22 protein-coding genes are annotated in these 23,546 nt (G+C 55.5%); 10 read left to right on the top strand and 12 right to left on the bottom strand.

Translation table 11 applies throughout. The features are described from left to right. Positions 1-143 precede the first annotated feature (143 nt). The 3 genes from aroP to MC50_RS12705 all read left to right on the top strand — a co-directional run bounded on the left by aroP (position 144) and on the right by MC50_RS12705 (position 4,046). A complete protein-coding gene (gene aroP, locus MC50_RS12715) occupies positions 144-1,517 on the top strand; it encodes an aromatic amino acid transporter AroP (RefSeq protein ID WP_162180053.1) in 1,374 nt (457 codons plus the stop codon). 172 nt (positions 1,518-1,689) lie between these two features. Beyond that, entirely contained in the window at positions 1,690-3,096 is a 1,407-nt protein-coding gene (locus MC50_RS12710; protein ID WP_032697264.1) for a glycoside-pentoside-hexuronide (GPH):cation symporter, read from the top strand. After that, positions 3,096-4,046: a glycoside hydrolase family 43 protein gene (locus MC50_RS12705; protein WP_032689467.1), complete on the top strand. Its 951-nt coding sequence runs from the start codon at positions 3,096-3,098 to the stop codon at positions 4,044-4,046. The genes MC50_RS12710 and MC50_RS12705 overlap by 1 nt, the downstream gene beginning before the upstream one ends. Before the next feature lie 30 nt (positions 4,047-4,076). Here the strand turns inward: MC50_RS12705 and ampE are convergent, their stop codons facing one another. Both ampE and ampD read right to left on the bottom strand, forming a co-directional pair. Next, complete coding sequence (gene ampE / locus MC50_RS12700) at positions 4,077-4,931, bottom strand: beta-lactamase regulator AmpE (RefSeq protein WP_032689468.1); 855 nt, start codon at positions 4,929-4,931, stop codon at positions 4,077-4,079. Next, the gene (ampD, locus tag MC50_RS12695) at positions 4,928-5,491 is read right to left on the bottom strand and encodes a 1,6-anhydro-N-acetylmuramyl-L-alanine amidase AmpD (RefSeq protein ID WP_032698151.1); all 564 of its coding nucleotides are present in this window, start codon (positions 5,489-5,491) and stop codon (positions 4,928-4,930) included. Before ampD ends, ampE begins: the two co-directional genes overlap by 4 nt. Before the next feature lie 233 nt (positions 5,492-5,724). Here ampD and nadC point away from each other — a divergent pair, with 233 nt between their 5' ends. The 4 genes from nadC (at position 5,725) to hofC (ending at position 9,821) form a co-directional block, all read left to right on the top strand. Then, positions 5,725-6,618, top strand: a complete 894-nt coding sequence (gene nadC / locus MC50_RS12690) for a carboxylating nicotinate-nucleotide diphosphorylase (protein ID WP_004857908.1) — start codon at positions 5,725-5,727, stop codon at positions 6,616-6,618. Between the two features lie 180 nt (positions 6,619-6,798). After that, positions 6,799-7,230, top strand: coding sequence for a prepilin peptidase-dependent pilin (gene ppdD, locus MC50_RS12685; protein WP_032689470.1), 432 nt, complete (start codon positions 6,799-6,801; stop codon positions 7,228-7,230). A 10-nt stretch (positions 7,231-7,240) separates the two neighbouring features. Beyond that, positions 7,241-8,626, top strand: coding sequence for a type II secretion system protein GspE (gspE, locus tag MC50_RS12680; protein ID WP_032689471.1), 1,386 nt, complete (start codon positions 7,241-7,243; stop codon positions 8,624-8,626). Beyond that, complete coding sequence (gene hofC, locus MC50_RS12675) at positions 8,616-9,821, top strand: protein transport protein HofC (RefSeq protein ID WP_047664040.1); 1,206 nt, start codon at positions 8,616-8,618, stop codon at positions 9,819-9,821. Before gspE ends, hofC begins: the two co-directional genes overlap by 11 nt. A gap of 31 nt (positions 9,822-9,852) precedes the next feature. Here hofC and MC50_RS12670 read toward each other — a convergent pair whose 3' ends face one another. Continuing rightward, positions 9,853-10,896: a GMP reductase gene (locus MC50_RS12670; protein WP_032689473.1), complete on the bottom strand. Its 1,044-nt coding sequence runs from the start codon at positions 10,894-10,896 to the stop codon at positions 9,853-9,855. Positions 10,897-11,241: 345 nt separating this feature from the next. Here MC50_RS12670 and coaE point away from each other — a divergent pair, with 345 nt between their 5' ends. From coaE to yacG, 3 genes are read left to right on the top strand one after another with little or no spacing between them, the layout of a single operon-like run. Then, the gene (coaE, locus tag MC50_RS12665) at positions 11,242-11,862 is read left to right on the top strand and encodes a dephospho-CoA kinase (protein ID WP_032698157.1); all 621 of its coding nucleotides are present in this window, start codon (positions 11,242-11,244) and stop codon (positions 11,860-11,862) included. Then, on the top strand, positions 11,862-12,605 hold the full coding sequence (zapD, locus tag MC50_RS12660; protein WP_032689476.1) for a cell division protein ZapD: 744 nt from the start codon (positions 11,862-11,864) through the stop codon (positions 12,603-12,605). Before coaE ends, zapD begins: the two co-directional genes overlap by 1 nt. Positions 12,606-12,614: 9 nt before the next feature. Beyond that, positions 12,615-12,812: a DNA gyrase inhibitor YacG gene (yacG, locus tag MC50_RS12655; RefSeq protein WP_032689477.1), complete on the top strand. Its 198-nt coding sequence runs from the start codon at positions 12,615-12,617 to the stop codon at positions 12,810-12,812. 47 nt (positions 12,813-12,859) lie between these two features. On the opposite strand, the gene mutT is transcribed toward yacG, so the two are convergent. The 9 genes from mutT to murC form a co-directional block, all read right to left on the bottom strand. After that, positions 12,860-13,255, bottom strand: coding sequence for an 8-oxo-dGTP diphosphatase MutT (mutT, locus tag MC50_RS12650; protein WP_032689478.1), 396 nt, complete (start codon positions 13,253-13,255; stop codon positions 12,860-12,862). Positions 13,256-13,313: 58 nt separating this feature from the next. Then, positions 13,314-16,019 (bottom strand): preprotein translocase subunit SecA, encoded by a 2,706-nt coding sequence (gene secA, locus MC50_RS12645; protein WP_032689479.1) that lies wholly within the window; start codon positions 16,017-16,019, stop codon positions 13,314-13,316. Positions 16,020-16,078: 59 nt separating this feature from the next. Further along, positions 16,079-16,573: a secA translation cis-regulator SecM gene (secM, locus tag MC50_RS12640; protein ID WP_032698160.1), complete on the bottom strand. Its 495-nt coding sequence runs from the start codon at positions 16,571-16,573 to the stop codon at positions 16,079-16,081. 252 nt (positions 16,574-16,825) lie between these two features. Further along, positions 16,826-17,743 (bottom strand): UDP-3-O-acyl-N-acetylglucosamine deacetylase, encoded by a 918-nt coding sequence (lpxC, locus tag MC50_RS12635; RefSeq protein ID WP_004857886.1) that lies wholly within the window; start codon positions 17,741-17,743, stop codon positions 16,826-16,828. A 100-nt stretch (positions 17,744-17,843) separates the two neighbouring features. Continuing rightward, on the bottom strand, positions 17,844-18,995 hold the full coding sequence (gene ftsZ, locus MC50_RS12630) for a cell division protein FtsZ (RefSeq protein WP_004857884.1): 1,152 nt from the start codon (positions 18,993-18,995) through the stop codon (positions 17,844-17,846). A gap of 62 nt (positions 18,996-19,057) precedes the next feature. Then, a complete protein-coding gene (ftsA, locus tag MC50_RS12625) occupies positions 19,058-20,320 on the bottom strand; it encodes a cell division protein FtsA (protein WP_004857881.1) in 1,263 nt (420 codons plus the stop codon). Next, complete coding sequence (gene ftsQ, locus MC50_RS12620; RefSeq protein ID WP_004857878.1) at positions 20,317-21,150, bottom strand: cell division protein FtsQ; 834 nt, start codon at positions 21,148-21,150, stop codon at positions 20,317-20,319. Before ftsQ ends, ftsA begins: the two co-directional genes overlap by 4 nt. A 1-nt stretch (position 21,151) precedes the next feature. After that, complete coding sequence (locus tag MC50_RS12615; protein WP_032689481.1) at positions 21,152-22,072, bottom strand: D-alanine--D-alanine ligase; 921 nt, start codon at positions 22,070-22,072, stop codon at positions 21,152-21,154. Further along, the gene (gene murC, locus MC50_RS12610; RefSeq protein WP_032689482.1) at positions 22,065-23,540 is read right to left on the bottom strand and encodes a UDP-N-acetylmuramate--L-alanine ligase; all 1,476 of its coding nucleotides are present in this window, start codon (positions 23,538-23,540) and stop codon (positions 22,065-22,067) included. The genes MC50_RS12615 and murC overlap by 8 nt, the downstream gene beginning before the upstream one ends. Positions 23,541-23,546: the final 6 nt, after the last annotated feature.

Below are 23,546 nucleotides of genomic sequence, written 5' to 3'. Positions count from 1 at the left end.
CAATATGTAAGCTGAATCAATCAGGACAGAGCTGACCAAAACGCCCTTGAATTTAGATAGCTATGCTATCTGGCAGGGACAGACAACGAAGCAGTAGCCTGAAGGACGACGCGTATAAACATAATAACCACACACGAGGTTTCATGATGGAAGGTCAACAGCATGGCGATCGGCTCAAGCGCGGCCTGAAAAACCGCCATATTCAGCTTATTGCTCTGGGCGGCGCTATCGGCACCGGCCTGTTTCTGGGCAGTGCATCCGTTATTCAGTCCGCCGGCCCCGGGATTATTCTGGGCTATGCGATCGCCGGTTTTATCGCCTTCCTGATCATGCGTCAGCTGGGTGAGATGGTCGTAGAAGAGCCGGTGGCAGGTTCATTCAGTCATTTTGCGTATAAATACTGGGGCGGTTTTGCCGGCTTTGCTTCCGGTTGGAACTACTGGGTACTGTACGTTCTGGTGGCCATGGCCGAGTTGACCGCCGTCGGGAAATATATTCAGTTCTGGTGGCCCGAAATCCCAACCTGGGTGTCCGCCGCGGTGTTCTTTATTGCCATCAATGCTATTAACCTGACCAACGTGAAAGTGTTTGGTGAAATGGAGTTCTGGTTCGCCATTATTAAAGTGGTGGCCGTTGTGGCGATGATTCTGTTTGGCGGCTGGCTGCTGTTCAGCGGCAACGGCGGCCCGCAGGCAACCGTACGCAACCTGTGGGACCAGGGCGGGTTCCTGCCGCATGGCTTCACCGGGCTGGTGATGATGATGGCGATTATCATGTTCTCATTTGGTGGTCTGGAGCTGGTCGGGATCACGGCTGCTGAAGCGGATAATCCGGAACAGAGCATCCCAAAAGCCACCAACCAGGTTATCTACCGTATCCTGATTTTCTATGTGGGCTCGCTGGCCGTTCTGCTTTCACTGCTGCCGTGGACGCGCGTCACCGCAGACACCAGTCCGTTTGTACTGATCTTCCACGAGCTGGGTGATACCTTTGTGGCCAACGCCCTGAACGTCGTGGTGCTGACCGCTGCGCTGTCCGTGTATAACAGCTGCGTATACTGCAACAGCCGCATGTTGTTCGGCCTGGCCCAGCAGGGGAACGCCCCGAAAGCGCTGATGAGCGTTGATAAGCGCGGCGTGCCGGTCAATACCATTCTGGTCTCTGCCGTGGTCACCGCGCTGTGCGTCCTGATTAACTACTTCGCACCGGAGTCGGCCTTTGGCCTGCTCATGGCGCTGGTGGTCTCCGCGCTGGTGATTAACTGGGCGATGATTAGCCTGGCGCATATGAAGTTCCGTCGCGCTAAGCAGCAGCAGGGCGTGGTTTCACGCTTCCCGGCGCTGTTTTACCCGGTCGGCAACTGGGTCTGCCTGCTGTTCATGGTGGCGGTGCTGGTGATTATGCTGATGACGCCGGGCATGGCGATTTCCGTTTACCTGATCCCGGTATGGATTGCGATTCTGGGTATCGGCTATCTGTTTAAACAGAAAAGCGCCAGCGCACTAAAAGCACAATAATACATCTCCCTATTCTGTGCCCGTCCCGTCATGGCGGGCACAGAGCATTGTTATCTGGTTCACACTTTCCCTTCCACAGTCGTTTTATCCATATCGTCGACCTGATACTGCAACGCATTTATCGGTGATTGCGCAAATAATTCTCTCCATACCGCAACGGGGAGATCTCCAGATGGCAGGCAATAAACTTTCAGTGAGAGAAAAGATTGGCTATGGGATGGGCGATGCCGGATGCAACATCATATTTGGCGCCATCATGCTGTTTGTTAACTACTTTTACACCGATATTTTTGGCCTCGCGCCAGCGTTAGTGGGCGTTTTGTTACTCTCCGTACGCGTCATCGATGCTGTGACCGACCCAATCATGGGCGCCATGGCCGATCGTACGCGCAGTAAATATGGCCGCTTCCGTCCATGGCTGCTGTGGATGGCCTTCCCCTACGCGCTGTTCAGCGTCCTGATGTTCACCACGCCGGAATGGACCTATCACAGCAAAGTTATCTATGCCTTCGTCACCTACTTCCTGCTCTCGCTGACCTATACCGCGATTAACATTCCCTACTGCTCGTTAGGCAGCGTGATTACTAACGATCCGCAGGAGCGCGTCGCCTGCCAGTCGTATCGTTTTGTTATGGTCGGTATCGCCACGCTGCTGCTGTCGCTGACGCTGCTGCCGATGGCCGACTGGTTCGGTGGCGCTGATAAAGCCAAAGGTTATCAGATGGCGATGACCGTACTGGCTGCAATTGGTATGTGTATGTTTTTATTCTGCTTTGCCACCGTCCGTGAACGCGTGCGCCCGGCGGTGCAGACCCATGATGAACTGAAGCAAGACTTTAAGGACGTCTGGAAAAACGATCAGTGGGTTCGCATCCTGCTGTTAACGCTGTGCAACGTCTGCCCCGGGTTTATCCGCATGGCCGCCACCATGTACTACGTGACCTGGGTCATGCAGCAAAGCACCCACTTTGCGACGCTGTTTATCAGCCTCGGCGTCGTCGGGATGATGATCGGCAGTATGCTGGCAAAAGTACTGACCGATCGCTGGTGTAAGCTGCAGGTCTTCTTCTGGACCAATATCGCCCTGGCGATTTTCTCCTGCGCGTTCTACTTCTTCGACCCACATGCCACCATGATGATTATGGCGCTCTACTTCCTGCTCAACATCCTGCATCAGATCCCGTCTCCGCTGCACTGGTCCCTGATGGCTGACGTCGATGATTACGGCGAGTGGAAAACCGGCAAACGCATCACCGGGATCAGCTTCTCCGGTAATCTTTTCTTCCTGAAAGTCGGGCTGGCGGTAGCGGGCGCGATGGTCGGTTTCCTGCTCTCCTGGTACGGTTACGATGCCGGTGCTAAAGAGCAGAGCGCCTCGGCGGTAAACGGTATCGTGCTGCTGTTCAGCATCATTCCGGGTATTGGCTACCTGATTACCGCAGGCGTCGTACGGATGCTGAAGGTCAACCGCGAGTTTATGTGCCAAATCCAGGCGGACCTGGAAAAACGTCGCGCTAACTATGAGGAACTCAATACCTGGCAGGATCTCAAAACCAGTGAACACATAAGGAAAGCTTGATGAGCAACTGGCCTAATCCGTTTATTGAACAACGCGCGGACCCCTATATTCTGCGCCATCAGGATCACTACTATTTTATCGCCTCGGTCCCGGAATATGACCGGCTGGAGATTCGTCGCGCGGCGACGCTGGAAGGCCTGCGCGAAGCGCCGCCGGTGGTGGTCTGGCGTAAACCGGAGAGCGGCCCGATGAGCCAGCTCATCTGGGCACCGGAACTGCATGAAATTGACGGGAAATGGTATATCTATTTTGCCGCCGCTCACACCCACGACCTGGACCAACTCGGGATGTTCCAGCACCGGATGTTTGTCCTCGAATGTGCCGACAGCGACCCGCTCAGCGGCCAGTGGGTTGAAAAAGGTCAGGTAAAAACGCCCTTCGATACCTTTGCGCTGGATGCCACCACCTTTCAGCATCAGGGCAGGCGGTGGTATCTGTGGGCGCAGAAAGCCCCACATATTGCAGGCAATTCCAACCTCTATCTGGCGGAGCTGGCAAACCCGTGGACGCTAAAAGGTGAGCCTGTAATGCTGAGCAAACCGGAGTTTGACTGGGAATGTCGTGGTTTTCGGGTCAATGAAGGCCCGGCGGTTCTGGTTCACGGGGAGCAGCTGTTTGTCAGCTATTCCGCCAGCGCGACCGATGAAAACTACTGCATGGGACTCTTGTGGATAGACCTGCTGGCCGACCCGCTGCGCCCGGAGAACTGGCATAAATCGCCGGAGCCCGTATTTCGCACCAGCGATGAGAATCATCAGTATGGCCCCGGCCACAACGGTTTTACGCAAACGCCGGAAGGGGAAGATGTGCTGGTCTACCATGCGCGGAACTATACCGGGATTGAAGGCGATCCGCTGTACGATCCGAATCGCCATACGCGGCTCAAGCGGGTTCGCTGGCAAGAAAACGGGATGCCTGACTTCGGCATCCCGCCTGCCGATACGTATTGATCCCCTCCCCCGCCCGGCGGCGGGCGGGGCTTAAATCAAGGTACCGTAAATGGTGAGTAGCGCCATGATAACGACCACCACCAGCGACGTTTTTTTGGCCATTGAGACCGCCGCTTTAGGCGTCTCGACCTTATCCACATGCGGTTCGCGCGCCAGCGAAAACTGAGCCAGTCGGGTCAGAACCTGGTACTGCGACGAGTGACGATCGCCCAAAGAAGCAAACCAGGCCGGCAACGCCCTTTCACCGTGCCCCACCAGCGCATAGACCACGCCGACCAGACGCACCGGCAGCCAGTCCACCACGTGCAGAATGGCATCAATCCCCGACTGTAGGCGATGGCGCGGCGTCTGATAACGTGCCAGCCACGTCTGCCAGGCGCGCAGCACACAGTAGCCAATCAGCGTAATGGGTCCCCATGGCCCGCCAACCACAAACCAGAACAGCGGAGCCAGGTAGTAGCGGTAGTTAATCCACAGCAGGGCATTTTGCAGTTCGCTCAGAAACTCGCGGTCGTCACAGCCTGGCGGCACGCCGTGAATCAGCGTCAGCTCGCTGGCCATTGCGTCGCAGGCATGACGATCGTTGCGTGATGCGGCTTTCAGATACGCATGATAGTGCAGCCGTACCCTGCCCGCGCCAATACACAGCAGGCCGAGCAAGATCCAGAAGACCAGCAGCGGGACGTTAAACAGCACCCCGTGCAGCACGCGCTGAATAAGATAGACCACCGCCATGGCCAGCGCCGTCATCAACAGGGTCGCAGGGAGTGAAAAGTGTTTTACCCGGCGAAACAGCACTTCCAGGCGGTGATCGAGCTGCCAGTGCTCACCCAGCTTAAACAGCCGCTCAGCGATGAGAACCAGCAGCGTAGTAAACAACGTCATGGCATCTCCTTTTCTGACGAAGCGGCCAGCAGGCCGCGAAATTTTGCCCAGTCAAAAGCCGGACCGGGATCCGTTTTTCGGACTGGCGCAATATCGCTGTGGCCAGTCATATGGTGTGCGATGGCCGGGTACAAAGCGATTAGCTGCCGCGTCACCGCCACCAGCTGCTGGTACTGCGCATCGGTATAGGCCAGCGTGTCGGTTCCTTCCAGCTCAATGCCGATAGAGAAATCATTGCAGCGTTCACGCCCGTGATAGCTGGATACCCCCGCGTGCCACGCGCGCTTATCAAAGGGAACATACTGCACAATTTCGCCATCGCGACGAATAAGACAATGCGCTGAAACGCGCAGGTGCGCGATTTCCGCAAAGAAAGGATGAGCGTTGGGATCGAGCGTACCGGTGAATAAAGCATCGATCCACGGGCCGCCAAATTCCCCCGGCGGCAGACTAATATTATGCACCACCAGTAAGGAAGGGGCTTCATCATCCGGGCGGCAATCATGGTGCGGCGAAGGAACCCGACGCGCATCCACCAGCCATCCCCCATTCAACTGCATGCGGAATCTCCTTTCGCTAACTCATGCTCCCGGGCCGCCCGTGGCCCAAAGGATGCTGATTATCATACACAAAATCGTTCAGCCTGCAGCCCAGCGACCCACAAATCATCGCTGAAAAGCAGAGACATAGCCGATACAGCGGTGCCCCGAAGCGCGAAGTCTGTATGGTGTAGAAACGCTGTTCAGGTTAGCATGTTTCCCACTGCTGAATCTTATCTATCTGGAGCTTTATCATGTCGCCTCGTCGCTACAATCCCGACCGCCGCCGTGACGCGCTGCTGGAACGCATTAACCTGGATATCACCGATGCCGTCGCCCAATCCCTGCGGGAAGATCTGGGTGGCGAGGTCAATGCCAACAACGATATTAGCGCCCAATTATTGCCGGAAGACGCACGCTCACATGCGGTCATTATTACGCGCGAAGACGGCGTATTTTGCGGTAAGCGCTGGGTGGAAGAGGTCTTCATTCAACTGGCTGGCGACGATGTCAGCATCACCTGGCACGTCGAAGATGGCGATCTCATCAAAGCGGACCAGCCGCTGTTTGAGCTGGAGGGGCCTTCCCGGCTGCTGCTGACCGGTGAACGTACTGCGCTGAATTTCGTGCAGACCCTGTCCGGGGTCTCCAGCGAAGTACATCGTTACGTGGAGCTGCTGGCAGGAACCAAAACCCAGCTGCTCGACACGCGTAAAACGCTGCCAGGCCTGCGCACCGCACTGAAATATGCCGTACTGTGCGGCGGCGGCGCCAACCACCGTCTGGGTTTATTCGACGCCTTCCTGATTAAAGAAAACCACATTATTGCCTCAGGCTCAGTGCGTCAGGCGGTGGAAAAAGCTTTCTGGCTGCACCCGGACGTTCCGGTGGAAGTGGAAGTGGAATCGCTTGATGAACTGGACGAAGCGCTTAAAGCCGGCGCGGATATCATTATGCTCGATAATTTCACTACCGACCTGATGCGTGAAGCGGTGAAGCGGACCAACGGCAAGGCGGCGCTGGAAGTGTCCGGCAACGTCACGTTTAAAACCATCCGCGAATTTGCCGAAACCGGCGTTGATTACATCTCCGTGGGCGCCCTGACCAAGCACGTACACGCCCTGGACCTCTCCATGCGTTTTCGCTGATCGCCCGCCCCGGGGCCGACAATGCGCCGGGGCGTTCTTTTGCGAGACAGCAAGCATCTCTGACTCTCCTGCGTGCAAGAACACCAGAAAATCTGGAAGGTTGTTTCCCACCTCTTCATTTGCCATTCGCCGCTGCCCCTCAAGCGCGTCACAGTGCTTCCTTAACCACAAGGAGCATATATGGACAGACAACGCGGATTTACCCTGATCGAGCTGATGGTGGTCATCGGCATTATCGCCATTCTGAGCGCTATCGGTATTCCGGCTTATCAGAACTACCTGCGCAAAGCGGCCCTGACCGACATGCTGCAAACCTTTGTCCCGTACCGCACGGCCATTGAACTATGCGCGCTCGAACACGGCGGGCTGACAAGCTGTGACGCCGGCGCCAACGGCATCCCTTCTCCAGCGACCACGCGCTACGTCGCCACCATGAGCGTCGCGAGAGGTATTGTCACGCTGAACGGACAAGAAAGCCTGAACGGACTGAGCGTCACCCTGACGCCGTCCTGGGACAACGCAAGCGGTATCACCGGCTGGCAGCGCATCTGCAACATAGCCAGCAACAGCGCACTCCAGCAGGCCTGTGAAGATGTGTTCCGCATAAACTGAGGCCGCCACGATGAAAACCGATCGCTTAATCTCCCTTTGCCAGCGCCATCAGGCGCTGCTGTTGAACAGCGATGAGCAAACCATCGCTATCGCGGTTGTCGATGCTCCTACGCCTGAACTGATGGAGGCGCTGCGTTTCGCTACGCAGAAACGAATCGATATCGAATGCTGGAGCCAGGAGCAGATGCATAAGCGTCAGCAGGCGGCAGCCCACGACTCGCCCCCTGCCCACAGCGATACCGCGACCGATGTTATCGGGCAGGTCCAGCAGATCCTTGAGCAAGCGCTACGCCAGCGGGCTTCCGACATTCATTTTGAACCCGAAGAAAATCACCTGCGCATTCGCCTGCGTGTGGATGGCGTGCTCCATGCACTTTCACCCCTTCCTCCTGAACGCGCAGCCCCGGTTGCCGCGCGGCTCAAAGTGCTCGGCAACCTGGACATCGCCGAGCATCGCCTGCCACAGGATGGCCAGTTTACCCTGTCCCTTGCCGGTCGACCGGTCTCTTTCCGTATTGCCACGCTTCCCTGTCGCCACGGGGAGAAAATCGTGCTGCGTTTACTGCATCAGGTCGAGCAGGCACTCGAGCTGGGGGCGCTGGGACTTTCGTCAGACCAGCTTAATGCGTTTCGCTCGGCCCTCGACCAGCCGCAGGGACTGCTGCTGGTTACCGGCCCAACCGGTAGCGGTAAAACCGTTACCCTTTATAGCGCGCTGCAAACCAGAAACCACGATGCGGTCAATATTTGTAGCGTGGAAGATCCGCTGGAGATGCCGATAGCCGGAATGAACCAGACACAAATCAACCCCCGCGCCGGGCTGACCTTTCAAAGCGTTCTGCGCGCGCTGTTACGCCAGGATCCTGACATTGTGATGGTCGGGGAAATTCGCGATGCGGAGACCGCAGAGATTGCGATTAAAGCGGCGCAAACCGGGCATCTGGTCCTCTCGACGCTGCACACCAACTCCACCAGTGAAACCCTCACCCGCCTACAGCAAATGGGCGTTGCCGGCTGGATGCTCTCTTCTGCACTGTCTCTGGTTATCGCTCAACGCCTGGTGCGTAAACTGTGCGTACACTGCCGCCGTGAAACCGGGAAGACGATGGATATACCGCGCCGCCTGTGGCCCCGACCTCTCCCGCGCTGGCAGGCCGTAGGCTGTCAGCATTGCTATCACGGCTACTATGGTCGCCAGGCACTATTTGAGCTATTGCCGGTGAATGCCCCGCTACGTCAAGCGATTGCCCGTGGCCTGAGCGCTCTGGAAATCGAATCTCTGGCACGCGAAGCGGGAATGATGACGTTGTTTGAAAGCGGCTGTCTGGCGGTCGAGCAAGGGCTGACCAACCTTGAAGAAATCATCCGCGTACTGGGGATCCCTCATGACCGCTAACCGTCTCTGGCGCTGGCAAGGCGTGGATATGCAGGGCCAATTTTGTCAGGGGACACAGTGGAACCCTGGCCGACTGGAAGTATTCCAGGCGCTTCAGCATGAACGCATTATTCCACTGGCCATTCGCCGCTGTGCGATCAAAAACACGCTCTGGCATCCGCGCTATGGCAGTCAGGTTGTTCGCCAACTGGCGGTGCTCCTTCAGGCCGGGCTTTCTTTAGCTGAAGGACTCGAGCTGCTGGCGCAGCAGCAACCGAGCGCGCAATGGCAGGCGCTGTTGCGCACACTGGCTCAGGATCTGGCGCAAGGGGTCTCGCTTTCTGCCGCGCTGGAAAAGTGGCCTCAGGCTTTTGCACCGCTTAGTCTGGCGATGATTCGTACCGGCGAACTCACCGGTAAACTGGATTTTTGTTGTCTTCAGCTGGCGCGTCAGCAGCAGGAACAGCAGCAGCTGGCGGACAAAGTGAAAAAAGCGGTGCGCTACCCGGCCGTTATTCTGGGCCTGGCCCTGATGGTGGTGGTGGCGATGCTGTGCTTCGTCCTGCCAGAGTTTGCGGCGATTTACCAAACCTTCAACACACCGCTACCGCTGCTGACGCGCCTGGTTATTCACGCTAGCGAGAGCCTTAGCTATGGCTGGCCAATGCTGATCCTGCCGATTGTGCTACCCGCAGTCCTTAACCTGATAGCCTGTCGCCGCCCGCACTGGCTGCTACAGCGACAAAAAATGCTTCACGCGCTTCCGGTGGTGGGAAAACTAAAACGCGGACAGCGGCTTAGCCAGATCTTTACCGTACTCGCACTCACCCAGAGTGCAGGTATTAGCTTTCTGCAAGGTCTGGAAAGCGTCGAGGATACGCTGAACTGCCCGCTATGGCGCCAGCGGATCCAGCAGGCGCATCTGCACATTAGCCACGGAGTCCCCATCTGGCAGGCTCTTGAACGAAGCGGCGGTTTTACCACGCTATGCCTGCAGTTGATCCGTACCGGTGAAGCATCCGGATCGCTGGATACGATGCTGGAAAATCTCGCCCGTCATCATAGCGAGCAGACGCATTATCAGGCTGAAAACCTGGCAACGTTACTGGAGCCGGCCCTGCTGTTGATAACCGGAACAATTGTCGGTGTGCTGGTGGTGGCGATGTATTTACCCATCTTTCATCTGGGTGACGCCATTAGCGGAATGGGTGGATAAGTGCTGGCGCGAAACGCGCCAGCATCTGACATTACAGGCTGTTGAACACGCGGTTCTCTTGTTCCTGCACGCGAATGAAGGTCGTGCGCTTGGTCAGCTCTTTCAGGCGAGAGGCACCCACATAGGTGCAGGCAGAACGCAGGCCACCGAGGATATCACGAGCCGTGTTCTCTACCGGTCCACGCAGCGGCAACTTAACGGTTTTGCCTTCCGCGGCGCGATACTGCGCAACGCCGCCAACGTGGCGCGTCATGGCGGATTCGGAGCTCATGCCGTAGAACAGCATGAATTTCTCGCCGTTTTCTTCAACGACGGTACCACCGCTCTCTTCATGGCCGGCCAGCATTCCCCCCAGCATGACAAAATCTGCACCGCCGCCGAAGGCTTTCGCCACGTCACCAGGCATCGTGCAACCGCCGTCGCTGACGATCTGGCCACCCAGGCCATGCGCCGCGTCAGCACACTCGATAACGGCAGACAGCTGCGGATAACCGACGCCGGTCTTCACGCGAGTGGTACATACGGAACCCGGGCCGATGCCCACTTTCACAATATCAGCACCGGACAGAATCAGCTCTTCGCACATTTCGCCCGTAACAACGTTACCCGCAATAATGGTTTTCTGCGGCCAGGCGGCACGCGCTTTAGCGACAAACTGAACAAAATGTTCAGAATAACCATTCGCCACATCGATGCAGACGAAGCTAAGCTGCGGATTCTGAGAAAGGATCTGCTGGGTTTTTTCGAAATCGACATCCGAGGTCCCGGTGGACACCATGACGTATTTCAGCACCTCTGCGGACACCGACTGGACAAACTCCTGCCATTGTTCAACGGTATAGTGCTTGTGAACTGCGGTCAGAATACCGAAAGAGGCCAGCGCTTTCGCCATGCCAAACGTCCCGACGGTATCCATGTTAGCGGCAATGATCGGCACGCCAGACCAGGACAGGCCAGAATGTTTAAAAGTGAATTCACGTTCCAGCTGAACATCAGAACGGCTTTTGAGGGTAGAGCGTTTTGGGCGGATAAGAACGTCTTTAAAACCAAGCTTCAGATCTTCTTCGATACGCATGTACGAATTCCTGGGGTTAATTGCATTATTGTGAGAGCACAACTCCAGTGACGTTATCATACGCACGAATCATGGCTGCGCAAGACTGCGATTTTCACTTTTTTTACGCTACAATCGTATAAATTTACCTGGTGAACAGTGAATGGCGCGCTCGCAATAATTGACGCCCGGCGTATCATTTTTAACCATTTGATTTATATATACAAAACAATCCAGTATATACTGTGATGGCCTTTTATTGGCCTGTAGCCACCTTGATGGATAGCGTTCACCGGGTCGTGGTGCTTATCAAAACGGGCGCCTCTGAAGAGTAATGTGTATATGGTCAGTTCAGGATCGGAGCGTATGAGGTATACGGTAGCGTTAACAGGCGGCATTGGCAGTGGCAAAAGTACCGTGGCCGATGCATTTTCCCGGCTTGGGATTAACGTTATTGACGCTGACATTATCGCCCGCCAGGTTGTAGAACCCGGAACTACCGCGCTTCAGGCCATCGCCACTCACTTTGGTTCACAGATGCTCAATGATGACGGCACGTTGAACCGCCGCGCTCTGCGTGAAAAAATCTTTGCTCACCCTGAGGATAAAACCTGGCTTAACGGGCTATTACATCCGCTCATTCAGCAGGAAACTCGCCGGCAGATGCTGGCCGCGAGCTCCCCTTATCTTCTCTGGGTCGTCCCCTTACTGGTAGAAAACCGGCTGGCCGCAAATGCCGATCGCGTGCTGGTCGTTGATGTTCCAAAAGAGACGCAGATCGCGCGTACGATGCTTCGCGATCGGGTCAGTCGTGAACATGCAGAACATATTCTTGCCGCCCAGGCGACGCGCGAACAGCGCCTTGCCGTTGCGGATGATGTCATTGAAAACATGGGCCCTCCGGATGCCGTCGCATCGGATGTTGCCCGCCTGCACGAAAAGTATCTAATGCTGGCATCGCAGGCCGCCTCACAGGAAAAATCGTAATGCACACCCCCGTTCTGTTTGAACATCCACTCAACGAGAAAATGCGCACCTGGCTGCGTATTGAATTTTTGACTCAGCAATTGTCCGTTCATCCGACAATCGCCAGCTACGCCGATGCACTCCATTTTTTCCGCAACGCGGGCGATCTTTTAGATGTACTGGAACGTGGAGAGGTCAGGACGGACCTGCTAAAAGAGCTGGAGCGCCAGCAGCGGAAATTACAGTCATGGGTAGACATTCCCGGCGTCGATGGCGAACGTATTGACGCCTTGCGTCAGCAGTTGAAGCAGTGCGGCGCCACGCTGATGTCCGCGCCGCGCATCGGACAGTTCCTGCGTGAAGACCGTTTGATTGCGCTGGTACGCCAGCGTCTGAGCATTCCCGGCGGCTGCTGCAGCTTTGATTTGCCCACGCTGCATATCTGGCTGCACATGCCGCAGGCATACCGTGACGAACAGGTCGGAGTCTGGATAGCCAGCCTTGCTCCGCTGACGCAATCTCTGGTGCTTATCCTCGATCTGATTCGTAATGCCGCCCCATTCCGTAAGCAGACCAGTCTCAACGGCTTTTATCAGGACAATGGCGAAGATGCCGACCTGCTACGTCTGCGGCTGGATATTGCCAGCCAGCTCTATCCTCAAATCTCCGGCCATAAGAGCCGTTTCGCTATCCGCTTCCTGCCGCTGGATAGCGAGCTCGGGGTCGTACCTGAGCGTTTTGATTTTGAACTGGCCTGTTGTTAAGGAGAAATAATGTCAGAAGAGACGATCGTCAATTGCCCCACCTGCGGTAAATCCGTGGTCTGGAACGCACAGAGCCTGTACCGGCCCTTTTGCTCTAAACGCTGCCAGCTGATTGATCTGGGTGAATGGGCTGCAGAAGAAAAACGCATTCCCAGCGCGAGCGATCTGTCCGATAGCGATGGCTGGAGCGAGGAACAGCAACCGTGACCGATTTCCGGACAAGGCAACAACGCGCCTTGTCCGGGAACGCTGATTCAGGAAGCCGCCTGCACTAATTTGGTAATAATGGGTTCATTCGCCGGCGGAAACGCCTCAGGGACTAATGCCCGTTGCGCAATCCACTGCCCGGGCTGCCCCTCTTTCCCCCACGGCTCGCCTGACCACTCTTCCACCAGCCAGAACCACAGGGTAATGTGGCGATCCGGGAACTGATACTCCAGCTTATCAAACAGGCGGGATGAGCTTACCGTAATCCCCACCTCTTCCTGCAGTTCACGCACCAGCGCCTGTTCCGCAGATTCTCCGGCTTCAATTTTACCGCCGGGAAACTCGAGTTTATTGGCCATATGGGCATCGGCGGCTCGCTGGGTGATAAAGATCTCCCCTTGCGGATTGCGGATAATACCCACGGAAATTTGCAGTTGTTTCATCGTGATCATTCCATAAAAAAGGCGCAGATATCTGCGCCTTTATTTTCATGCTCTGAGCTTAGTTCAGACGGCCGTGGCACTGCTTATATTTTTTACCGGAACCACACGGGCAAGGATCGTTACGCCCCACTTTCCGCTCGCCGGTTTCCTCAGCCAGCGCAGCCGCGGCGGCAGTATCGTCATCCTGATGGCTAAGCTGTTGCATCTGCGCCAGACGTTCGGCTTCCTCGCGGCGCTGTTGCTCCATTGCCTCAACCTCTTCCGGCATCCGCACCTGAACCTTACTCAGTGTGCTGATCACTTCATACTTCAGTGATTCCAGCATCGCGGCAAACATGGAGAAGGACTCACGCTTGTACTCCTGCTTCGGATCTTTCTGCGCATAGCCGCGCAGATGAATACCCTGACGCAGGTAATCCATCGCCGCGAGATGCTCTTTCCACAGGGAGTCCAGAGTCTGCAGCATCACGCCCTTCTCGAAATGACGCATCATTTCGGCGCCAACAACTTCTTCTTTACGCTGATAGGTCTCAATTGCGCTCTGCAGAATACGCTCGCGCAGTGTCTCTTCATGCAGCTCCGGTTCTTTGTCCAGCCACTCTTTCAGCGGCAGCTCGAGGTCGAAGTCATTTTTCAGACGTTCCTGCAGACCTTCAACATCCCACATCTCTTCCAGAGACTGCGGCGGGATATGGGCATCGATGGTCGCTTTGAACACATCTTCGCGGATGCTGTTAATGGTTTCGCTGACATCAGAAACGTCCAGCAATTCGTTACGCTGACTGTAGATTGCGCGACGCTGATCGTTAGCAACATCATCATATTCCAGCAGCTGCTTACGAATATCAAAGTTGCGGCTTTCGACTTTACGCTGTGCGTTAGCGATGGCCTTGGTGACCCACGGGTGCTCAATCGCTTCGCCTGGTTTCATCCCCAGCTTGCGCATCATGCCGGAGACACGGTCGGAGGCAAAGATACGCATCAAGGCATCTTCCATCGACAGGTAGAAGCGAGAAGAACCGGCATCACCCTGACGACCAGAACGGCCGCGCAGCTGGTTATCGATACGACGGGATTCATGACGCTCGGTACCAATAATGTGCAGACCGCCCGCCGCCAGAACGGCATCGTGACGAACCTGCCAGTCGGCTTTAATCTGCGCGATTTGCTCCGGTGTCGGATCTTCCAGCGCAGCGACTTCAGCTTGCCAGCTCCCGCCGAGCATAATATCCGTACCACGACCAGCCATGTTGGTGGCGATGGTCACCGCTGACGGGTAACCCGCCTGGGCAACGATATCCGCTTCGCTGGCGTGGAACTTCGCGTTCAGCACGTTGTGCTTGATACCGGCCTTGGTCAGTTCATGGGAAACCACTTCTGATTTTTCAATCGAAATAGTACCGACCAGAACCGGCTGACCTGCGGCAGTGCGCTCTTTGATATCTTCGATGATCGCCTGAATTTTTTCCGCTTCGGTCATATAGACCAGATCCGCCATATCTTTACGGATCATCGGGCGGTTAGTCGGCACCACTACGGTATCCAGCTTGTAGATAGAGCTGAACTCGAAGGCTTCGGTATCTGCCGTACCTGTCATCCCCGCCAGCTTCTCATACAGACGGAAATAGTTCTGGAAGGTGATGGAGGCCAGCGTCTGGTTTTCATTCTGGATATCCACGCCTTCTTTCGCTTCAACGGCCTGGTGGAGACCATCAGACCAGCGACGCCCCTGCATCGTACGACCGGTATGCTCGTCGACGATGATCACTTCGCCATCTTTGACGATATAGTCAACGTCACGGGTGAACAGCACGTGCGCGCGCAGCGCCGCCGTCACGTGATGCATCAGCATAATATTGGACGGCGAATACAGCGATTCGCCTTCGTCCATGATCCCTTCCTGCACCAGCAGCTCTTCGATCAGCACCAGACCGCGTTCGGTCAAGTTAACCTGGCGCGCTTTTTCATCAACGGAGAAGTGGCCTTCACCGGTAAAGGTGTCGGAATCTTCTTTATCCTGACGAACCAGGTGCGGGATGATTTTGTTCACGCGCTTGTACATTTCCGAGCTGTCTTCTGCCGGACCGGAAATGATCAGCGGGGTACGCGCTTCATCAATCAGAATCGAGTCCACCTCATCCACCAGCGCATAGTGCAGCTTACGCTGAACGCGCTCTTCCGGGCTGAACGCCATATTGTCGCGCAGGTAGTCAAAGCCGTATTCGTTGTTGGTACCGTAGGTAATATCCGCACCGTACGCTTCACGTTTGGCTGGCGCCGGTAAACCGGACATGTTGATCCCGACGGTCATACCGAGGAATTCAAACAGCGGACGGTTGTTTTCAGCATCACGCTGTGCCAGATAGTCGTTGACGGTAACCACGTGAACGCCTTTACCGGACAATGCATTCAGGTAGGCCGGCAGCGTTGCGGTCAACGTTTTACCTTCACCGGTACGCATTTCCGCGATGCAACGCTGGTTAAGCACCATACCGCCCAGCAGCTGGACGTCGAAGTGGCGCATACCGAATACACGTTTACTGGCTTCACGAACCACGGCAAAGGCTTCCGGGATCAGGCTCTCCAGGCTTTCGCCCTTTTCAAGGCGAGCACGAAACTCAGCGGTTTTGCCTTTCAGCTCGTCATCGGAGAGCTTTTCCATCTCCGGTTCCATGGCATTGATGAGGCCAACGGTTTTGCGCATACGGCGCAGGGTACGATCGTTACGACTACCGAAAACTTTAGTTAATAATTTGATTAGCATAATAAAATCTCAAACGCCCCGCGATGCGGAGTCACAAAAAAGAATCATCCGTTTTTAGTTCAGCTGAGACGTTGAGGTCCTGCGCGAATCCCTGCCACCTGGCTAAGCCAGGCCGAGACAGAAAATGCAGAATGGGACGGGGTGTAAGCCGCCTGGCGAACGATCACCGGCGGTTTGCTCTCCTGCGTCAGCAGTGCGCTGAGCGTGTCAAGTAAAGCCAGATGCTGCGCCTGGAATGGCGAAGGCTCTTCAGCAACCGGCAGCGCTTGCGGCGCCATCGCAAATGAGAGATGACGAATAACCGTGCGGATCGCATGCTGATGCCAGTAATCGACGGTAAAATTCGGTCGACGGCTGGCGTCAAGCAGCGCCAGCTGGGAGAAATTGACTTTATTCGGGCTGTGGTTGCTGGCCGTGGTTTTCGTCGGCGAGGCCGTTTCGTGGCTATTGCTCAGCGCAGGCAGGCCAAAGCTAGCCGCGACCATCCCCAACAGGAGATGCGGCCAGAAATACCGTCTGCCAAACTGTCGCCAGCGCGTCAGCAATCCACTCACGTACGTTACCTTTAGTTGAAGCAACCCCAGGAAATATTTTTTGCGCCCAAATACTACCATTAATACTGCACGACAGCAGCAGGAATGACGGTTGCGACAAGGCAAAAACGTTCAATAAATCAGCGAACGAACAATGAACAGCGCCGCAGAATCAGGGCAGAACCAGCAGGGGAAGGCAAAAAAAGAAAAAAGACTGGCTCCCTGGTCGGAGAGAGTACCAGGTTACCAGTCTGTTTTACTGAATGGTCAGGCTTATGCCATAACCATTGACGGTGCGCGGAATGCCAGCGGCAGTTCTGCTTCGTCTTCGAAAGTCACGTACTCCCAGGCTTCCTGTTTTGCCAGAACCGCCTGCAGCAGTTTGTTATTCAACGCGTGACCTGATTTGAACGCCGTGAATGCACCGATGATATTGTGACCACACATAAACAGGTCACCGATCGCATCCAGCATTTTGTGGCGCACAAACTCATCTTCAAAGCGAAGACCGTCTTCGTTCAATACGCGATAATCGTCAACAACGATGGCACAATCGAAGCTGCCGCCCAGGCACAGGCCGCGGGACTGCAGATATTCGATATCACGCATAAAACCAAAAGTACGAGCGCGACTAATCTGGCGCATAAATGCATCAGCAGAGAAGTTCATCGCATAGCGCTGGCTGCTTGCATCAATCGCCGGGTGGTTAAAATCGATGGTAAAATCCAACGAAAAACCATTATACGGTTTGAATTCAGCCCATTTGTCGCCATCTTCGACCCGAACGGTCTCTTTGATGCGTACAAATTTCTTGGCACAGTTCAGTTCATCGATGCCGGCGTCCAGCAGCAGATAAACGAACGGGGCAGCGCTACCATCCATAATTGGAATTTCCGGCGCATCGACTTCAACAACGATGTTGTCAATGCCGAGGCCTGCCAGTGCGGCATTCAAGTGCTCGACAGTCGAAATCCGCACGTCATGCTCGTTCACTAGGCAAGTACAGAGCATGGTATCACGCACAGATTTGGCATCAGCCGGAAAATCAACCGGTGGATTCAAGTCGGTGCGACGATAGATGACCCCGGTATTTGCCGGCGCAGGGCGCAACGTCAGGGTGACTTTCTTGCCGGTATGCAAACCGACGCCAGTCGCCTGAACGATACGTTTAAGAGTCCTTTGTTTGATCATCGTATAATCTCGCCAAGTTACCTATCCAACCGAAGTGTACAATACATTCGGGTGGGCAGTTTAGCACAAAGAGCGCTGATGCCCAACTTCCAGCCAATTCTTAATCCGCTTGCTTACGCAGGAACGCTGGGATATCCAGATAATCCGGCTCTTTCGCAGTTTGCGGTGTATTGTCGTTCACCACCTTGGCAACCGGTTTCTGCTCTTGAGTTAACGGAGCCATACCGTGCTGCTGGTAGCGATCCATGACCGGCTGCTGAACCTGTTTGTTGGTCACCAGGGTAATTTCCGGACGCTTGTCCATACCGATACCGGTGGCCACAACGGTCACACGCAGTTCGTCGTTCATATCCGGGTCAAGGGAAGTACCGATAACCACGGTCGCATTATCCGAAGCGAAAGCACGGATAGTGTTACCCACGGTTTCGAACTCATCCAGACGCAGGTCGAAGCCGGCCGTAATGTTGACCAGAACGCCGCGCGCGCCGGAGAGATCGATATCTTCCAGCAGCGGAGAAGAGATAGCCATTTCAGCCGCTTCTTCCGCACGGTCTTCACCGCTCGCCACGCCGGAGCCCATCATCGCATAGCCCATTTCGGACATTACGGTACGCACATCCGCAAAGTCGACGTTCATCAGACCCGGACGGGTAATCAGTTCGGCGATACCCTGCACTGCGCCTTTCAGCACGTCGTTTGCTGCGCCGAAAGCGTCCAGCAGAGAGATGCCGCGGCCGAGAACCTTCAGCAGCTTGTCGTTCGGAATGGTGATCAGCGAATCCACATGCTTGGACAGCTCAGTGATCCCCTGCTCGGCGAACGCCATGCGCTTTTTGCCTTCAAAATTAAACGGCTTAGTGACCACCGCAACGGTCAGGATGCCCAGGTCCTTCGCCACTTCAGCGACGACTGGCGCTGCACCGGTACCGGTGCCGCCACCCATACCTGCCGCGATAAACACCATGTCTGCACCATCAAGAGCAGCACGCAGCGCTTCACGGTCTTCATCAGCCGCATTGCGACCGACTTCCGGGTTTGCACCGGCACCCAGACCTTTGGTAATACCGCTACCGATCTGAATTGTCTGGCCAACAGCCGTTTTACGCAGTGCCTGCGCATCGGTGTTCACCGCAAAGAATTCAACACCTTCGATGCGCTCGCGCACCATGTGCTCGACGGCATTGCCACCGCCGCCACCGACGCCGATGACTTTAATCACCGCGTCGTTGGTCAGTTCCATAGGTTCAAACATAGTTTCTCTCCGTTTTGTGCCTGTCGCCTGAGAACGCTAATTTTCTGCGTTCTCTTAAAAAATTAAAACTCTTTTCGCAGCCAGCTATTAAGTCGCTTAATCCACGAGCCAACTGATGCAGTTACGCGTTTTTCTACTTCTGCTTCACCACTGAGATGAGATTCCTTCCCGTAGTGCAGCAACCCAACCGCCGTCGAATAATACGGCTCCTGGGCATAATCCGTTAAACCGGTAATATTCAGCGGTGCGCCAATACGAACCTGCGTATGGAACACGCGCTGAGCACAGGCGGCAAGACCTTCGATTTGCGCGGCGCCGCCCGTTAAAACAATCCCTGCCGCCAGATGGTGTTTCACCCCTTGCTGGCGCAGCTGCTCTTGCAGTTGCAGAATCTCTTCATTCACCAGGTTGAGCAGCTCGGTATAACGCGGCTCAATCACCTCTGCCAGCGTCTGGCGCTGCAGACTGCGCGGCGGACGCCCGCCCACGCTCGGTACTTCGACGTTTTCGTCTTTACCGACAATAGAACCCAGCGCACAACCGTGGCGAACTTTAATCGCTTCGGCATCGCTCGGCGGCGTTCCGAAAGCGTAAGCGATGTCGCTGGTGACCACGTTGCCCGCGTACGGGATCACTTTGGTATGGCGCAGCGCACCGCCGGTATACACGGCGATATCCATTGTACCACCGCCGATGTCCACGACGCAGACACCCAGCTCACGTTCATCTTCCGTCAACACGGAATAACTGGCCGCTAAACCGGCGAAAATGAGTTGGTCCACTTTCAGGCCGCAACGTTCCACCGCTTTAACAATATTTTTCGCCATATCGTTATGGCAGGTAATCAGATGGACTTTTGCCTGCATACGTACGCCAGACAGACCCACCGGGTTTTTAATCCCTTCCTGGTAGTCGATAGCGTATTCCTGCGGGATAACGTGCAGGACACGATGCTCATCGCGTACGCGGACCGATTTCGCGGTATGCACCACGTTCTCAACGTCGTCCAACGTGACTTCTTCTTCTGAAATCGGCACCATGCCAATTTCATTTTGACAGCTAATATGTTTACCTGAAAGCGCCAGATACACTGACGAAATCTGGCAATCCGCCATCAGTTCGGCCTGATCAATGGCGCGCTGAACGCATTTCACCACGGATTCCAGGTCGTTAACCCCGCCTTTATCCATACCACGCGATGGGCAACTGCCCACGCCAATGATATTGACCACGCCGTCGGGCAGAACTTCCCCTACTAAAGCGGCAACCTTCGCGGTGCCAATCTCCAGTCCAACTACCAGTTTTCTGTCCGTCGCCTTGATCATTGTTGTTCTGCCTGTGCCTGATTCTGTTGTTGATTAGTTTCCTCTGCGGGAGCAGGTACCCAACCCACCGCCGCGCCCGAGTCATAACGCAAATCAACGTAGCTTATCCGTTTGCCGTCGGTCTGCGCTTGCTGCTGTAGAACCGGGTAGAGTTCCATAAAGCGCTGAAGCCGTTTCATGGTATCGCCTCGGCCAAGGTTGAGCTTAATATCGTTATTCAGCGTCAACTGCCAGGAACGACGTGCGGTCATCGCCGCCACTTTCAACGTGAACTTATCCTTTGCCAGTACCTGCCCCATGTCGCGGTACCCCTGCAACACTTCGTTCTCACTGCCTTCCGGGCCGTACAACATCGGTAAATTCTGCTTATTGGTCCGATCCGCCGGGACGCTGAAGGAATTGCCTTCTACATCGACCATATGTTGATCATTCCAACGCGCAATCGGCACATATTCAACCAGATGAATCTTCAATTCGTCCGGCCACTGCTTTCTGACGCTCGCCTGCTTAATCCACGGCAGACGCTCAATCTGACTCTGGATGATATTGACATCCTGGGTCATAAAGGTCCCCGGGGAACCCAGCGCCAGAATCGCCTGGCGGATATCATCATTACGCGTGTAGTGACGCTCACCGGTAACAACCATCCTGGACAGAGGCAAACGCTGTGCATCCTCCATCCAGCCCAGAACCATCCACCCGCTGACCAACACGGTACATAGCACCGTCAGCAGGAAGACAATCCCGGCCAGACGAGTTCCATTACTCCGACGCGAAGAAGAGGCTTCCTCTTCTTCGTGGTTCCGCGTATTCAGCGCAGCCTGCGACATATCACCCCGCCAGGTCCAGAATTCGAACAACAAGCTGCGAGAAGCTCATCCCGGCCTGACGCGCCGCCATCGGCACCAGGCTGTGGCTGGTCATGCCAGGGGATGTATTTGCTTCCAGCAAATAAAACTGGCCATCGCTGTCCAGCATCACGTCAATACGTCCCCAACCTTTACAACCGAGAACATTCCAGGCTTTAACGACCAGGGCCTGAATTTCTGACTCGCGGGCAGGATCTTCACAACCAGGGCAGAAATATTGCGTCTCATCAGAGAGATACTTCGCCTCATAATCATAGAAGGTTCCAGCCACCTGGATACGAATTGACGGTAAAATTTCTTCACCGACGATAGCGACGGTGAATTCAGGCCCACTAAGCCATTTCTCAATCAGAACATCTTCATCATGCTGAAAAGCCAGCGTCAATGCATTATGTAATGCACAACTTTCGCTGACTTTCGACATGCCGACGCTAGAACCTTCGCAAGCCGGTTTAACAATCAGTGGCAGACCCAGTGCGGCAATCTGCTGTTCCACTTCAGCAGACAGGCCGGCATTGAACTGCGCACGCGTCAGCGCAACCCATGGAGCGACCGGTAATCCCGCGCCCTGCCACAACAATTTGCTGCGAACTTTATCCATGGAGATCGCCGACGCCATCACGCCGCTGCCGGTGTAAGGCAACTGAATCAGCTCCAGCAGCCCCTGCAAGGTCCCATCTTCCCCACCGCGACCATGCAACGCAATAAACGCTTTCTTAAAGCCCAGCGCTTTCAGCTGGGTAACATCCACGTCGCGCGGATCGACAGGGTGCGCATCCACGCCAGCTTCACGCAGACCTGCCAGTACCGCAGTCCCTGAATTGAGCGACACTTCGCGCTCAGCAGAGGTACCGCCGAAAAGAACCGCGATTTTATCAGCCATGGCGCTCCTCCTCCGTTTTTTGCGGCACGAGTTTGATTTCAGCCAGGTGGCGGGCGATTTTTCCAATGTTTCCCGCGCCCTGCACCAGGATCAGGTCATTGCCGGTCAGCACCGATGCCAGCATCTGCGCTGCCTGTGCCGGATCGGAAAGCAGAATCGGATCTACCTTGCCGCGACCGCGAATCGTACGGCACAGCGAACGGCTGTCGGCGCCAGGAATCGGCGCTTCACCGGCGGAATAAACGTCCAGCATCAGCAGCGCATCAACCTGCGTCAGCACGTTAGCGAAATCGTCATACAGATCGCGCGTACGGGTGAAGCGGTGTGGCTGGAATAACATCACCAGATTTTTATCCGGCCAGCCGGCGCGCGCCGCTTTGATCGTGGCATCCACTTCTGTCGGGTGATGACCATAGTCATCGATCAGCATCGCGCTGCCGCTTTTGCCATTAACCTCTGCCAGCGGATATTCACCGAGAAAATCAAAGCGACGGCCGGTTCCCTGGAAACTTTCCAGCGCCCGCAGGATCGCGCTGTCATCAATGCCCTCTTCCGTCGCGACCGCAACCGCCGCCGCCGCGTTCAGCGCGTTATGACGACCGGGCGCATTCAGGGTCACCTGCAGCACCTCTTTATCCTGACGAACCAGGCGGAAGTGGCCCTGGGCGCCAACCTGACGATAATCCTCTACGCGCACGTCGGCATCTTCGCTAAAACCGTAGGTGGTTATCTGACGGCCAACGCGCGGCAGCAGTTCACGAATCACCGGATCATCGACGCACATCACCGCGCGGCCATAGAACGGCAGGTTGTGCAGAAAGTTAATAAAGGTCTGCTTCAGATTCTCAAAGTCGCCATGATAGGTATCCATGTGATCGGCTTCGATATTGGTCACAATGGCGACCATCGGCTGCAAATGCAGGAACGATGCATCGCTCTCATCCGCTTCCGCAATCAGATAGCGGCTATGCCCGAGGCGGGCGTGAACGCCTGCCGCTTTGACCAGTCCACCGTTGACGAAGGTGGGATCAAGACCTGCTTCTGCATAAATACTGGAGACCATCGCCGTGGTCGTGGTCTTGCCGTGGGTGCCGGCAATCGCGATGCCATGACGAAAACGCATCAGCTCCGCCAGCATTTCCGCGCGACGAATGACCGGAATACGCGCTTCATGCGCGGCAACAATCTCCGGGTTTTCCGCAGAGATTGCGCTGGAAACGACGACCACGCTCGCATCGCGAACGTTTTCCGGGCGATGATTGAAATAGATCGTGGCGCCAAGTTGCGACAGCTGCTGCGTTACCGGATTCGGCGCCAGGTCGGAACCGCTAATCTGGTAGCCTTCGTTAGCCAGAACTTCGGCAATACCGCCCATACCGGCACCACCGATGCCAACAAAGTGAATATGCCGGACGCGACGCATCTCGGGCACTATGGAACGCAGTTTCGCCAGATCTTGTGTATTCATTCTTTA

Source organism: Klebsiella planticola, from assembly GCF_000783935.2.
Classification (GTDB): Bacteria; Pseudomonadota; Gammaproteobacteria; order Enterobacterales; family Enterobacteriaceae; genus Klebsiella; species Klebsiella planticola.
The sequence above is the reverse complement of the archived record's forward strand: the minus strand, read 5'-3'. Positions and strand labels throughout refer to the sequence as shown.

Coding starts and splice junctions, on each gene's coding strand:
- ppdD (WP_032689470.1), top strand. CDS start 6,799: ATGGACAGACAACGCGGATTTACCCTGATCGAGCTGATGGTGGTCATC.
- murC (WP_032689482.1), bottom strand. CDS start 23,540: ATGAATACACAAGATCTGGCGAAACTGCGTTCCATAGTGCCCGAGATG.
- yacG (WP_032689477.1), top strand. CDS start 12,615: ATGTCAGAAGAGACGATCGTCAATTGCCCCACCTGCGGTAAATCCGTG.
- ftsQ (WP_004857878.1), bottom strand. CDS start 21,150: ATGTCGCAGGCTGCGCTGAATACGCGGAACCACGAAGAAGAGGAAGCC.
- MC50_RS12670 (WP_032689473.1), bottom strand. CDS start 10,896: ATGCGTATCGAAGAAGATCTGAAGCTTGGTTTTAAAGACGTTCTTATC.
- MC50_RS12705 (WP_032689467.1), top strand. CDS start 3,096: ATGAGCAACTGGCCTAATCCGTTTATTGAACAACGCGCGGACCCCTAT.
- lpxC (WP_004857886.1), bottom strand. CDS start 17,743: ATGATCAAACAAAGGACTCTTAAACGTATCGTTCAGGCGACTGGCGTC.
- gspE (WP_032689471.1), top strand. CDS start 7,241: ATGAAAACCGATCGCTTAATCTCCCTTTGCCAGCGCCATCAGGCGCTG.
- ftsA (WP_004857881.1), bottom strand. CDS start 20,320: ATGATCAAGGCGACGGACAGAAAACTGGTAGTTGGACTGGAGATTGGC.
- nadC (WP_004857908.1), top strand. CDS start 5,725: ATGTCGCCTCGTCGCTACAATCCCGACCGCCGCCGTGACGCGCTGCTG.
- ampE (WP_032689468.1), bottom strand. CDS start 4,931: ATGACGTTGTTTACTACGCTGCTGGTTCTCATCGCTGAGCGGCTGTTT.
- ftsZ (WP_004857884.1), bottom strand. CDS start 18,995: ATGTTTGAACCTATGGAACTGACCAACGACGCGGTGATTAAAGTCATC.
- MC50_RS12710 (WP_032697264.1), top strand. CDS start 1,690: ATGGCAGGCAATAAACTTTCAGTGAGAGAAAAGATTGGCTATGGGATG.
- secA (WP_032689479.1), bottom strand. CDS start 16,019: ATGCTAATCAAATTATTAACTAAAGTTTTCGGTAGTCGTAACGATCGT.
- aroP (WP_162180053.1), top strand. CDS start 144: ATGATGGAAGGTCAACAGCATGGCGATCGGCTCAAGCGCGGCCTGAAA.
- ampD (WP_032698151.1), bottom strand. CDS start 5,491: ATGCAGTTGAATGGGGGATGGCTGGTGGATGCGCGTCGGGTTCCTTCG.
- hofC (WP_047664040.1), top strand. CDS start 8,616: ATGACCGCTAACCGTCTCTGGCGCTGGCAAGGCGTGGATATGCAGGGC.
- MC50_RS12615 (WP_032689481.1), bottom strand. CDS start 22,072: ATGGCTGATAAAATCGCGGTTCTTTTCGGCGGTACCTCTGCTGAGCGC.
- zapD (WP_032689476.1), top strand. CDS start 11,862: ATGCACACCCCCGTTCTGTTTGAACATCCACTCAACGAGAAAATGCGC.
- coaE (WP_032698157.1), top strand. CDS start 11,242: ATGAGGTATACGGTAGCGTTAACAGGCGGCATTGGCAGTGGCAAAAGT.
- mutT (WP_032689478.1), bottom strand. CDS start 13,255: ATGAAACAACTGCAAATTTCCGTGGGTATTATCCGCAATCCGCAAGGG.